The organism is Enterobacter sp. SM3 (assembly GCF_009811935.2).
In the GTDB taxonomy this organism is placed as follows: domain Bacteria; phylum Pseudomonadota; class Gammaproteobacteria; order Enterobacterales; family Enterobacteriaceae; genus Enterobacter; species Enterobacter asburiae_D.
Window position 1 is genome coordinate 4,241,009 of record NZ_CP099971.1, and the last position, 12,082, is coordinate 4,253,090.

A 12,082-nucleotide genomic window follows, 5' to 3' on the forward strand; every position below is an offset into this window, starting at 1 on the left:
TAAGATTTAAAAGGGATAACGTGCTCGAAAGAATTAAAGTGTGCTTCACAGAAAGCATCCAGACTCAGATTGCCGCGGCGGAAGCCCTTCCGGATGCTATCTCGCGTGCCGCAATGACGCTGGTGCAATCCCTGCTTAATGGCAACAAAATCCTCTGTTGTGGCAACGGCACGTCAGCCGCCAACGCACAGCATTTTGCTGCCAGCATGATCAATCGCTTTGAAACAGAACGCCCGAGTTTACCCGCCATTGCACTTAATACCGATAATGTGGTCTTAACGGCGATTGCTAACGATCGTCTGCATGACGAAATTTACGCAAAGCAGGTGCGAGCCCTGGGTCACGCCGGAGATGTGCTGCTGGCCATCTCCACGCGCGGCAATAGCCGGGATATTGTCAAAGCCGTTGAAGCTGCCGTTACCCGCGACATGACAATCGTGGCCTTAACCGGCTATGACGGTGGCGAGCTGGCGGGTCTGCTTGGGCCGCAGGATGTGGAAATCCGCATTCCTTCTCACCGGAGCGCGCGTATTCAGGAGATGCATATGCTCACGGTGAACTGCTTATGTGATTTGATCGATAACACGCTTTTCCCTCACCAGGATGATTAAGGAGTTCTTATGAAGGCTTTATCGACCCTCGCAGTCCTTATGTCTGCATTACTGCTTCAGGGATGTATCGCTGCGGCCGTTGTGGGTACCGCCGCGGTAGGCACCAAAGCGGCAACCGATCCACGCACTGTGGGGACGCAGGTGGATGACGGTACGCTGGAGCTGCGCGTCAACAGTGCGCTGTCGAAAGACGAACAAATCAAGAAAGAAGCGCGTATCAACGTGACGGCTTATCAGGGCAAAGTGCTGCTGGCAGGCCAGGCGCCGAATCTGGAGCTCGCCTCTCGTGCGAAACAGATTGCGATGGGCGTTGAAGGGACCACAGAGGTGTTTAACGAAGTGCGTCAGGGCAAGCCAATTGGCCTGGGTGACGCCTCTTCCGATACCTGGATCACCACCAAAGTGCGTTCCCAGCTGCTGGGCTCGGACCAGGTGAAATCCTCCAACGTGAAAGTGACGACTGAAAACGGCGAAGTGTTCCTGCTGGGTCTGGTGACCGACCGTGAAGGGAAAGCGGCGGCCGATATCGCCAGCCGGGTGAGCGGCGTGAAGCACGTCACCACCGCGTTTACTTACATTAAGTAAGCCACACCTGACTGTAGGCCCGATAGGCGCTAGCGCCTACCGGGCTTTTTTTTACAGCAACGCAATACTCCCCACGATCACCCCGCTCAACGCCACCAGCCCCGCGGTCAGCCACAGCGCTTTCGCCGGGAATGACTTACGCAGCATGATAAGCGACGGCAGGCTGATCGCAGGCAGCGTAATCAGCAGCGCCAGCGCCGGGGCGGTGCCCATTCCCGCCAGCATCATGGTCTGAACAATTGGGATCTCCGCCGCTGTTGGGATCACAAATAGACAGCCTGCAACGGCCATCGCAATGACCCACATCAGGGTGTTGTCGATAGCGCCATCCGCATGCGGGAAGAGCCAGACGCGCGCCGCCCCCAGCACCAGTACCGCCAGGATATAGACCGGGATGGTGCTCCAGAAAAGCTGCCAGAGCGCCCTGCCCCAGCGCGCAAAGAAGCCACCCTGCGGCTCGCTGACGTCCAGCTCAACGGCTGCGGGTTCTGCGGCAGTATCCTTCACCAGTTTTTGCACCAGCGTCGCCACCACCAGTACGGTCAGCAGCCCGGCGACCAGACGGATGAACGCGAAATGCCAGCCCAGCACAAAGCCCATAAACACCAGCGTTGCCGGGTTGAGCAGCGGGTTCCCCATCCAGAACGCCAGCGCGCCGCCCATCGACACGCGCTGACGACGCATCCCTGCAGCCACGGGCGCGGCACAGCAGGAGCACATCATGCCCGGCAGGGAGAAAATCGTCCCCAGCAGCGTGCCCTGAAAGCGCGGCTGCCCAAGGGTTTTCACCAGCCAGTTACGGGGGATCAGCACCTGAATCAGCGAGCCCAGGATCACGCCTAAGACAGCGGCCTTCCAGACGGCAAGGAAGTAGACCATGGCGTAGTCCCACGCCGCCTGCAGCGGGCTGGCATCAGCCTGCGCGAGAATAGATTTACCGATGCTGTGCGTTTCGGCGGCGGTGAAGGCTTTGCCGTAGTACGGCTGCCATTTCACGTACCAGAGGCCAACAATGACCACGAGAAAGAAGAGTGCGGGCTTCCACCATTGAACAGATGTTGCCGCCTGAGATGAAGACTGACCAGTCATAGCATTCCCCGGAGAGTATTAGGTTATTAGCCGGGGGAGTTTACGCCTCGCCCTGCGCGATTTCACGCAGTTTTGCCGATGGGATAATGTTTACCCCCGCTTTCGACGGGGCCAGCCCCTCTTTTAACATCACGCGGGCGACGTCCCGCGCCTCGATGGATTTCCAGTTGCCGGGAAGAATGCGAAACAGCGGGGCCAGTATCGACTCGTTAAATCGGCGTTCGTCCCGGTGGCCGATCAGCATCGACGGGCGCACAATCGTCAGCTGCTCCCATTTCTGCGCTATCAGCGCATCCTCCATCTTGCCCTTCACCTTGTTGTAGAAGAAAGGCGATCCGGCACTGGCACCCAGCGCGCTGACCACCAGAAAATGTTTGGCCCCCAGCTTTTTCGCCGTGAGTGCGGTGTCCACCACCAGCGTATAGTCGGCGTGGATAAATGCCTCTTTGCTGCCCGCCTCCCGCCGCGTGGTGCCCAAACAGCAAAAGGCAATATCAATAGGATCCTGGACCTTCGCCAGCGCGTCCGTCAGCTGAGGATCGTGCGGATTAAAGACGCCGGATAAATCTGCCAGCGGTCGACGCGTCGGGGCGGCGATATAGTTCACGCGGCGATCCTGAATCAGCAGCCGCAGCAGATGATCGCCCACTAACCCGGTAGCACCCGTAATCATTACCTGACTCATCTTTTCCCCTTTACAGAATTGTCCGTTTGCGAACTCAGCGTCGTCGACCACACTTAGAAGTCTGTTACAGGTAAGTATTTACCACAAGCGGAGAAAAATCAGTCTGAAGCCAAAACAACGGAGGAAGCATGGGCAAGAAAATCGCAGTCTTGATTACCGACGAGTTTGAAGATTCAGAATTCACCTCTCCAGCAGAGGCGTTCCGCAAGGCGGGACATGAGGTCATTACCATTGAGAAGGAAGCGGGTAAAACGGTGACAGGCCATAAGGGCGAGGCGACCGTAACCATCGATGAGACCATCGATAACGTGAGCCCCTCAGATTTTGACGCCCTGCTGTTACCCGGCGGCCATTCCCCGGATTCCCTGCGCGGGGACGAGCGCTTCGTGACCTTCACCCGGGACTTTGTCTCCACCGGCAAACCGGTCTTTGCCATCTGCCACGGCCCGCAGCTGCTCATCAGCGCAGAAGTGGTCCGCGGGCGTAAGCTCACCGCCGTGAAGCCGATCGTTATCGATCTGAAAAATGCGGGGGCCGAGTTTTACGATCAGGAGGTGGTCAACGACAAAGACCAGCTGATCACCAGTCGTACCCCGGACGATCTCCCGGCGTTTAACCGCGAAGCGCTACGCCTGCTCGGCGCGTAGCCAGTGTAGCTTTTTGCCAAAGCCCAGGGTGTTGTCGGTAAATTTCAGCTCATCGAGGCGGATTTCCCACACCGGGGCTTTTAGCGCAGCGGCAACGGGAAAGCGGCGCGTGTAGAGCTTACGGCGCGCGTCGCTCTCTTCGCCGTCCAGACGACGGATCTCTCCTTTGAACTGCACGCCGCGGATCAGCGCGACCGTCTTTGGCTGGCCGTTTACCGTGCCTGCGACCTTTGCCTGCTGGCCGGTCATCTGCGCATGACGCGTTTTGTCTTCGCTCATGACATAAAACGCCACGCGCTCTGGGTCGTAGTAGTAAAACGCATTTGCGCACCACATCTCACCCTCGTCACAGACGCACCAGGTGACTACATGCTGCTTCGCCAGCCAGCGGTTAATGGCGGCCAGTGTTTCCATTTTCGTTCTCTCTCATGCTATGGTGCCTTCACCTTAACATACTGAATCTGTTTACCGTGTGCTGGTTTCTCTATCTTGTCCGAACCGCTGATAACGCCCTCTACACCGGGATCACCACCGATGTGGCGCGGCGTTTTTTACAACATCAAACGGGAAAAGGGGCAAAGGCGCTGCGGGGGAAAGGGGAATTACAGCTCGCCTTCTCAGCGGCCGTCGGCGACCATTCGCTGGCGCTCAGGCTGGAATACCGCATCAAGCAGCTGACGAAGCGCCAGAAAGAGCGCCTCGTGACCGGAGACGGCTCCTTTGAGGCGCTACGCGAGAACCTGATTAAAAGCGATTGAAGTGGTCGTGATACTCGACCAGGCCATTCACGCCGTTGAGCGCATCGTCCGCCAGGCGATGGACCTGGAAAGCGGATTCCGTACCCGGCCAGCGGCAGCGCAGATCGTAATGCGCGGCCTGCTCAAAGCCTAAACGGCCATAGAACGCCGGATCGCCCAGCGTGACAACGGCCGCGTAACCGAACTCATTGAGCGAATCCAGCCCTTCATAGACCAGCTGGCGTGCCAGCCCCTGCCCGCGATAGCTTTCATCTACCGCCAGCGGCGCCATGCCTACCCACTGCAGCTCTTCGCCCTGAACGATAACCGGACTGAAGGCAACATAGCCCACCACCTGACCTTCGTCATCGGTGGCAACCAGCCCCAGCGTAATCAGGCCGTCTTCGCGAAGGTCGTGGACCAGTTGGGCTTCGGCATCGCTCGCAAAGGCGCGGCGTAACAACGCATCGATCCCCGGCGCATCAATCCCAATTTCGACTCGAATCAGCATGGCTCACCTACTGAAGTGTGTTTACCGTCCGGCGGGGTTTTCAGCCCGGCCTCAACGAAATCTGCCATTTGCATTAACATCACGCGCAGCGCTTTCGGCATCTGCTCCAGCTCAATGGCATCCATTAAATTCTTAACGTACAGGCCCAGCTCCGTGTCCCCTTCAATCACCAGACGGCGCTGGAAGAAGAGCGTATCCGGATCCTGCTTACGCGCGGCGATCATCAGCAGATCGCTGGCGTTGGCGCTAAAGCTCACATCCGCCTCGGCGGATTCGCGGACGATCAGCTGGTCATTCTCAACGGAGGTAAACCAGCGTAGCCCGATGTCACGCACTTCAATGCTTAACCAGCGGCCTTCCAGGAATTCCAGCTCGCCATCCTGCAGCGCCTGGCGGAACTGCCAGCTCAGGACCTGCTCCAGCACCTGGCGTTTAAGCGCGAACGGCGCCAGCTTGACCGGCACGCTCAGCATTGATGGACCAAATTGTACGAGACGTGAACGCAGTTTATCCAGCACGAGCTTTACTCCCTGATATCTATAGTCCTGCTATTTTGCCATATCCGAAGCGCAACATAGCGGCGTAAATCAACAAACCGTCGTCCGTCGTACCTCATTATTGGTGCCATCAATACGCCATTAGCTGCCTTAAATCAAAAATTGTCGCGTATGGGTTAATTAAAATCCCAGCTCGTTAACAATTTTGCGATCGACTACATCAGGATAAATTATGGAGCTGCTCTGCCCTGCCGGAAATCTTCCGGCGCTTAAGGCGGCCATCGAAAATGGGGCCGATGCGGTCTATATCGGGCTAAAGGATGATACCAACGCCCGCCATTTTGCTGGCCTCAACTTTACGGAGAAAAAGCTTCAGGAAGCCGTTAACTTCGTTCACCAGCACCGCCGCAAGCTGCATATCGCCATCAATACCTTTGCTCATCCTGACGGCTACGCCCGCTGGCAGCGCGCGGTGGATATGGCGGCACAGCTCGGTGCCGATGCGCTGATCCTGGCCGACCTCGCCATGCTTGAGTATGCGGCAGAACGCTATCCCCATATTGAGCGCCACGTCTCTGTTCAGGCATCTGCCACCAACGAAGAGGCCGTACGTTTTTACCATCAACACTTCGACGTGGCCCGCGTGGTGCTGCCGCGCGTGCTCTCTATTCATCAGGTTAAGCAACTCGCGCGCGTCACGCCAGTACCGTTGGAGGTTTTTGCCTTTGGCAGCCTGTGCATCATGGCCGAAGGCCGTTGCTATCTTTCCTCTTATTTAACCGGTGAATCGCCGAATACCGTCGGAGCCTGCTCCCCTGCCCGCTTTGTTCGCTGGCAGCAGACCCCGCAGGGGCTGGAGTCTCGTCTGAATGAGGTGCTGATTGACCGCTATCAGGACGGTGAAAACGCCGGTTATCCAACCCTGTGTAAAGGCCGCTACCTGGTCGACGGAGAGCGCTACCACGCGCTGGAGGAGCCTACCAGCCTTAACACGCTGGAGCTGCTGCCGGAACTGCTGGCGGCCAATATTGCCTCGGTGAAAATCGAAGGTCGTCAGCGCAGTCCGGCCTATGTGAGCCAGGTAGCGAAAGTGTGGCGTCAGGCCATCGACCGCTGCATGGCGGACCCGCAGAACTACGCTCCGCAGGCGGCGTGGATGGAGACGCTCGGTTCGATGTCCGAAGGCACGCAAACCACGCTGGGCGCGTATCACCGTAAATGGCAGTGAGATAATCATGAAATATTCATTAGGACCGGTGCTCTACTACTGGCCAAAAGAGACGCTGGAAGATTTTTACCAACAGGCCGCCGCCAGCAGCGCCGATGTGATTTACCTCGGCGAAGCGGTGTGCAGCAAGCGCCGCGCCACCAAAGTGGGCGACTGGCTGGATATGGCGAAAAGCCTGGCTGGCAGCGGCAAGCAGGTGGTGCTTTCAACGCTCGCCCTGGTGCAGGCCTCTTCCGAACTGGGCGAGCTGAAGCGCTACGTCGAAAACGGCGAGTTCCTGCTGGAAGCGAGCGATCTCGGCGTGGTGAACATGTGCGCTGAACGCAAGCTGCCGTTTGTCGCGGGTCATGCCCTGAACTGCTACAACGCCGTCACCCTTCGTCTGCTGCTCAAACAGGGGATGACGCGCTGGTGCATGCCGGTAGAACTCTCGCGCGACTGGCTGGCTAACCTGCTGAATCAGTGCGACGAGCTGGGCATTCGCAATCAGTTTGAAGTGGAAGTGCTGAGCTACGGCCATCTGCCGCTGGCCTACTCCGCCCGCTGCTTTACCGCGCGCTCGGAAGACCGCCCGAAAGACGAATGCGAAACCTGCTGCATCAAGTACCCGAACGGCCGCAGCATGCTGTCGCAGGAGAATCAGCAGGTGTTTGTCCTGAACGGCATTCAGACCATGAGCGGCTATGTCTATAACCTCGGCAACGAGCTGGCGTCGATGGACGGTCTGGTGGATATGGTTCGGCTGTCGCCACTGGATACCGGCGTGTTCGCGATGCTGGATGCCTTCCGCGCCAACGAAAACGGAGCCGCTCCGCTGCCGCTGACGGCAAACAGCGACTGCAACGGCTACTGGAAGCGTCTGGCCGGGCTGGAATTGCAGGCGTAAAAAAGGCTCACTTTGTTAACAACGGTTATCATTTTTTAATGCAGTATTAAAGATTCACCGTCAACAAAGTGAGCTGTTATGACTGACAAAACCATTCCGTTTTCGGTGCTGGATCTGGCGCCGATCCCACAAGGCTCCTCGGCAAGAGAAGCCTTTTCGCACTCTCTCGATCTCGCTCAGCTGGCCGAAAAGCGTGGCTATCACCGCTACTGGCTGGCCGAGCATCACAACATGGTGGGCATCGCCAGCGCCGCCACCTCGGTACTGATTGGCTATCTGGCAGCAAATACCACCACCCTGCACCTGGGCTCCGGCGGCGTAATGCTGCCTAACCACGCCCCGCTGGTGATTGCCGAGCAGTTTGGTACGCTGAATACGCTCTATCCGGGGCGTATTGATTTGGGCCTTGGTCGTGCGCCCGGCAGCGACCAGCCGACCATGCGCGCCCTGCGTCGCCATATGAGCGGCGATATCGACAACTTCCCGCGCGACGTGGCCGAGCTGGTGGACTGGTTCGACGCGCGCGATCCGAACCCGCACGTGCGCCCGGTACCGGGCTACGGCGAGAAGATCCCGGTGTGGCTGTTGGGATCAAGCCTCTACAGCGCACAGCTCGCCGCACAGCTGGGGCTGCCGTTTGCCTTCGCCTCGCACTTCGCGCCGGATATGCTGCATCAGGCGCTGCATCTTTACCGCACGAACTTCAAACCGTCCGAGCGTCTTGAGAAACCTTACGCGATGGTGTGCATCAACATCATTGCCGCCGACAGCAATCGCGACGCGGAATTCCTGTTTACCTCCATGCAGCAGGCGTTTGTGAAGCTGCGGCGCGGTGAGACGGGCCAGCTTCCGCCGCCGGTGGAGAATATGCACCAGCTGTGGTCAGCCTCCGAACAGTATGGCGTTCAGCAGGCGCTGAGCATGTCGCTGGTAGGCGATAAAGCGAAAGTGCGCCACGGGCTGGACGCGGTGCTGCGCGAAACGCAGGCGGATGAAATTATGGTTAATGGCCAGATTTTCGATCACCAGGCGCGTTTGCATTCGTTTGAGCTGGCGATGCAGGTGAAAGAGGAGTTGGTGGGGTAGCCATTGTTTCGCCCGGTGGCGCTACGCTTACCGGGCCTACGGGATCGCGTAGGCCGGATAAGGCGTAGCCGCCATCCGGCACAAAAGACTCACTGATACACAGGCAACAGGTTAAAACTCGACAGCACGTGTACCAGGGCATTGCCAGCACCAAACACCAGGATCAGCGCAATCATCGGCTTGCCGCCCCACACGCGGAATTTCGGGCTGCCGAAGCGTTTACGTGATTTACGTGCCAGCAGCGCTGGCACAATCGCCGCCCAGATAGTTGCCGCCAGCCCTGCATAGCCGATGGCGTACAGGAAGCCGTTCGGCCACAGCAGGCCGCCCACAATCGGTGGCAGAAAGGTCAGCAGCGCGGTTTTGAAACGCCCCATCGCAGAATCATCAAAGCCAAACAGATCCGCCAGGTAGTCAAACAGGCCCAGGGTTACGCCGAGGAAAGAGCTCGCCACCGCAAAGTTAGAGAAGATAACCAGCAGCAGATCCAGGCTGCGGCTGTTCAGCACGCCGCTCAGCGCCTGCACCAGCACGTCGATGTTACCGCCCTTCTGGGCAATGCCGATAAATTCCGGACGCGGGATGTTGCCCATCGTCCCCAGCAGCCAAATCACATACAGCCCCAGCGCCAGCAGCGTGCCGTAAACCAGACACTTCACAATGGTGCGCGGATCTTTGCCGTAGTACTTCATCAAGCTCGGCACGTTACCGTGGTAGCCAAACGACGCCAGACAGAACGGCAGGGTCATCAGCAGGTACGGCGTATAGGAGGTGTTCACTTCGGCAACGTTAAACAGCGTGGCGGGCGTCACGTGCCCCAGCAGGCTGCCGAAGGTCAGGAAGAAGGTGATGACCTTAGCGCCTAATACAATCGCCGTCATGCGGCTCACCGCTTTGGTACTCATCCAGACGATAAACGCCACAGCCAGCGCAAAACACAGCCCCGCCAGACGCGCCGGAACGTTCAGCGACATCTCCGAGAAGGTGTGATGCAGAATCGAGCCGCTCGCCGAAATATACGCATAGGTCAGGATATAGAGCACAAACGCGATGGATAGCCCGTTCACCAGGTTCCAGCCTTTGCCCAGCAAATCTTTGGTAATGGTGTCGAAGCTGGAGCCAATGCGGTAGTTCAGGTTTGCTTCGAGGATCATCAGCCCGGAATGGAGCATGCAGAACCAGGTGAAGACCAGCGCGGCCAGCGACCAGAAGAACCACGCACCGGACATGACCACAGGCAGGGAAAACATCCCGGCACCAATGATGGTTCCGCCGATGATCACCACGCCGCCAAGCAGCGAAGGTGACGTTTGGGTGGTGGTTAGTGTCGCCATACAGCCTTTTCTCCAGTCAATCATGCGGTTCTGCATTTTAATGTGACGCACTGTACCAGTACAAGAGTACAAAAGGAATAAAAAAAGCCCCGATAGCGTTTATCGGGGCTGTATATTTTACTTTACGTCAGAAGAGTGAGGCTTACGCGTCACCGAAACGGCGACGGCTGGTGCCTTCTTCACGACGTGGGCCGCGGTTTTCGCGACGCTCGCCGGAGAAACGACGACCTTCACCACCGCGACCTTCGCTGCGGCCGCCTTCACGACGCTCGCCACCGAAGCTGCGACCACCGCCACGACGTTCACCACCGCGGTCTGGACGTGGCTGTGCATCGCCCATCAGCTGCATGTTCATCGGTTTGTTCAGGATGCGGGTACGCGTAAAGTGCTGCAGCACTTCGCCCGGCATGCCTTTTGGCAGCTCGATGGTAGAGTGGGATGCGAACAGCTTGATGTTACCGATGTAACGGCTGCTGATGTCGCCTTCGTTAGCGATCGCGCCAACGATGTGACGAACTTCAACGCCGTCATCACGGCCCACTTCAATGCGGTACAGTTCCATATCACCCGCGTCACGACGTTCACGACGTGGACGGTCTTCACCACCACGCTCTGGACGGTCACCACGTGGGCCACGGTCATTGCGGTCGCCACGACGTTCGAAGCGATCGTCACGGTCACGGAATTCACGCTTAGGACGCATTGGCGCATCTGGTGGCACGATCAGGCTACGTTCGCCCTGAGCCATTTTCAGCAGTGCTGCAGCCAGGGTTTCCATGTCCAGCTCTTCGCCTTCAGCGGTAGGCTGAATCTGCGACAGCAGCGCACGGTACTGATCCAGATCGCTGCTTTCCAGCTGCTGCTGTACTTTCGCGGCGAATTTTTCCAGACGGCGTTTGCCCAGCAGATCTGCGTTTGGCAGGTCAGCTTCTGGAATGGTCAGCTTCATGGTGCGTTCAATGTTACGCAGCAGACGACGCTCGCGGTTCTCAACGAACAGCAGCGCGCGGCCAGCACGACCCGCACGACCGGTACGGCCGATACGGTGAACGTAAGACTCGGAATCCATCGGGATGTCGTAGTTCACAACCAGGCTGATACGCTCAACGTCCAGACCACGTGCTGCCACGTCGGTTGCAATCAGGATATCCAGACGACCGTCTTTCAGACGCTCCAGAGTCTGCTCACGCAGGGCCTGGTTCATGTCGCCGTTCAGCGCTGCGCTGTTGTAGCCGCTACGCTCCAGGGCTTCAGCCACTTCCAGGGTCGCGTTTTTGGTACGCACGAAGATAATCGCCGCATCAAAATCTTCCGCTTCCAGGAAACGTACCAGCGCTTCGTTTTTGCGCATGCCGTACACAGACCAGTAGCTCTGGCTGATGTCCGGGCGAGTGGTTACGCTGGACTGAATACGCACTTCCTGAGGATCTTTCATGAAGCGCTTGGTGATACGACGAATCGCTTCTGGCATGGTGGCAGAGAACAGCGCGGTCTGATGACCGTCCGGGATCTGCGCCATGATGGTTTCGACGTCTTCGATGAAGCCCATACGCAGCATTTCATCTGCTTCATCCAGTACCAGGCCGCTCAGTTTAGAGAGGTCCAGAGTACCGCGCTTCAGGTGATCCAGCAGACGGCCCGGCGTACCGACAACAATCTGTGGGCCCTGGCGCAGGGCGCGTAACTGCACGTCATAACGCTGGCCGCCGTACAGGGCTACCACGTTTACGCCGCGCATATGTTTAGAGAATTCCGTCATTGCTTCTGCAACCTGAACAGCCAGTTCACGGGTTGGAGCCAGGACGAGGATCTGCGGTGCACGCAGGTCCGGATCAATGTTGTTCAGCAGCGGCAGCGAGAATGCTGCAGTTTTACCGCTACCAGTCTGGGCCATGCCCAGCACGTCACGACCAGAAAGCAGGTGTGGGATACACTCAGCCTGGATCGGAGATGGTTTTTCGTAACCCAGATCGTTAAGGGCTTCAAGGATAGGAGCCTTCAGGCCCAGATCTGCAAAAGTGGTTTCGAATTCAGCCATGTAGTACAAGTGCCTCGATATTAATGGCGGCCAGTCTACTTAGCTCATCGTGAAAATGATTAGCAATTTTCATTGAAAAGTGTGAACCGGCTCAAAGTAGGTGTATTGACGAACAACAACGCCCTCACCAGTTAAGGTGATGGCAATC

Annotated in this window: 15 protein-coding genes; 7 read left to right on the forward strand and 8 right to left on the reverse strand. The window is 57.8% G+C overall.

Going from position 1 to position 12,082, the window contains the following annotated elements:
- Positions 1-20 precede the first annotated feature (20 nt).
- Together diaA and dolP are read left to right on the forward strand one after the other, a co-directional pair.
- Positions 21-611, forward strand: coding sequence for a DnaA initiator-associating protein DiaA (gene diaA, locus GVO84_RS19840; RefSeq protein ID WP_003861754.1), 591 nt, complete (start codon positions 21-23; stop codon positions 609-611).
- Between the two features lie 9 nt (positions 612-620).
- Positions 621-1,196 carry a division/outer membrane stress-associated lipid-binding lipoprotein gene (dolP, locus tag GVO84_RS19845; protein WP_029739641.1) on the forward strand — a complete coding sequence of 192 codons (576 nt, stop codon included), beginning with the start codon at positions 621-623 and terminating at the stop codon, positions 1,194-1,196.
- Between the two features lie 51 nt (positions 1,197-1,247).
- Here the strand turns inward: dolP and GVO84_RS19850 are convergent, their stop codons facing one another.
- Both GVO84_RS19850 and GVO84_RS19855 read right to left on the reverse strand, forming a co-directional pair.
- Positions 1,248-2,285, reverse strand: coding sequence for a permease (locus tag GVO84_RS19850; protein WP_159514992.1), 1,038 nt, complete (start codon positions 2,283-2,285; stop codon positions 1,248-1,250).
- Between the two features lie 40 nt (positions 2,286-2,325).
- Positions 2,326-2,970 carry an NAD(P)H-binding protein gene (locus tag GVO84_RS19855; protein WP_159514993.1) on the reverse strand — a complete coding sequence of 215 codons (645 nt, stop codon included), beginning with the start codon at positions 2,968-2,970 and terminating at the stop codon, positions 2,326-2,328.
- A gap of 128 nt (positions 2,971-3,098) precedes the next feature.
- Between GVO84_RS19855 and GVO84_RS19860 the strand changes: the two genes are divergently transcribed.
- Positions 3,099-3,617, forward strand: a complete 519-nt coding sequence (locus GVO84_RS19860; protein WP_023333577.1) for a type 1 glutamine amidotransferase domain-containing protein — start codon at positions 3,099-3,101, stop codon at positions 3,615-3,617.
- Here GVO84_RS19860 and GVO84_RS19865 read toward each other — a convergent pair.
- Positions 3,597-4,031 (reverse strand): YhbP family protein, encoded by a 435-nt coding sequence (locus tag GVO84_RS19865; RefSeq protein WP_032659732.1) that lies wholly within the window; start codon positions 4,029-4,031, stop codon positions 3,597-3,599. The genes GVO84_RS19860 and GVO84_RS19865 overlap by 21 nt on opposite strands.
- A 14-nt stretch (positions 4,032-4,045) precedes the next feature.
- Between GVO84_RS19865 and GVO84_RS19870 the strand changes: the two genes are divergently transcribed.
- Entirely contained in the window at positions 4,046-4,375 is a 330-nt protein-coding gene (locus tag GVO84_RS19870; protein ID WP_159514994.1) for a GIY-YIG nuclease family protein, read from the forward strand.
- Here GVO84_RS19870 and GVO84_RS19875 read toward each other — a convergent pair.
- Positions 4,362-4,865 (reverse strand): GNAT family N-acetyltransferase, encoded by a 504-nt coding sequence (locus GVO84_RS19875; protein ID WP_023309324.1) that lies wholly within the window; start codon positions 4,863-4,865, stop codon positions 4,362-4,364. The two genes, GVO84_RS19870 and GVO84_RS19875, sit on opposite strands and share 14 nt — an antisense overlap.
- Positions 4,859-5,383 (reverse strand): ubiquinone anaerobic biosynthesis accessory factor UbiT, encoded by a 525-nt coding sequence (gene ubiT, locus GVO84_RS19880; RefSeq protein WP_023333580.1) that lies wholly within the window; start codon positions 5,381-5,383, stop codon positions 4,859-4,861. The genes GVO84_RS19875 and ubiT overlap by 7 nt, the downstream gene beginning before the upstream one ends.
- A gap of 211 nt (positions 5,384-5,594) precedes the next feature.
- Between ubiT and ubiU the strand changes: the two genes are divergently transcribed.
- The 3 genes from ubiU to GVO84_RS19895 all read left to right on the forward strand — a co-directional run bounded on the left by ubiU (position 5,595) and on the right by GVO84_RS19895 (position 8,562).
- Positions 5,595-6,590: a ubiquinone anaerobic biosynthesis protein UbiU gene (ubiU, locus tag GVO84_RS19885; protein WP_014885366.1), complete on the forward strand. Its 996-nt coding sequence runs from the start codon at positions 5,595-5,597 to the stop codon at positions 6,588-6,590.
- 7 nt (positions 6,591-6,597) lie between these two features.
- The gene (locus GVO84_RS19890; RefSeq protein ID WP_121424757.1) at positions 6,598-7,476 is read left to right on the forward strand and encodes a U32 family peptidase; all 879 of its coding nucleotides are present in this window, start codon (positions 6,598-6,600) and stop codon (positions 7,474-7,476) included.
- Between the two features lie 78 nt (positions 7,477-7,554).
- Complete coding sequence (locus tag GVO84_RS19895) at positions 7,555-8,562, forward strand: luciferase-like monooxygenase (protein WP_047646424.1); 1,008 nt, start codon at positions 7,555-7,557, stop codon at positions 8,560-8,562.
- 89 nt (positions 8,563-8,651) lie between these two features.
- On the opposite strand, the gene mtr is transcribed toward GVO84_RS19895, so the two are convergent.
- The 3 genes from mtr to yrbN all read right to left on the reverse strand — a co-directional run bounded on the left by mtr (position 8,652) and on the right by yrbN (position 12,007).
- Positions 8,652-9,896 (reverse strand): tryptophan permease, encoded by a 1,245-nt coding sequence (gene mtr, locus GVO84_RS19900; protein WP_063143618.1) that lies wholly within the window; start codon positions 9,894-9,896, stop codon positions 8,652-8,654.
- Between the two features lie 142 nt (positions 9,897-10,038).
- Positions 10,039-11,934 (reverse strand): DEAD/DEAH family ATP-dependent RNA helicase, encoded by a 1,896-nt coding sequence (locus tag GVO84_RS19905; RefSeq protein ID WP_121424758.1) that lies wholly within the window; start codon positions 11,932-11,934, stop codon positions 10,039-10,041.
- On the reverse strand, positions 11,927-12,007 hold the full coding sequence (gene yrbN, locus GVO84_RS19910) for a protein YrbN (RefSeq protein WP_097397692.1): 81 nt from the start codon (positions 12,005-12,007) through the stop codon (positions 11,927-11,929). The genes GVO84_RS19905 and yrbN overlap by 8 nt, the downstream gene beginning before the upstream one ends.
- Positions 12,008-12,082 lie beyond the last annotated feature (75 nt).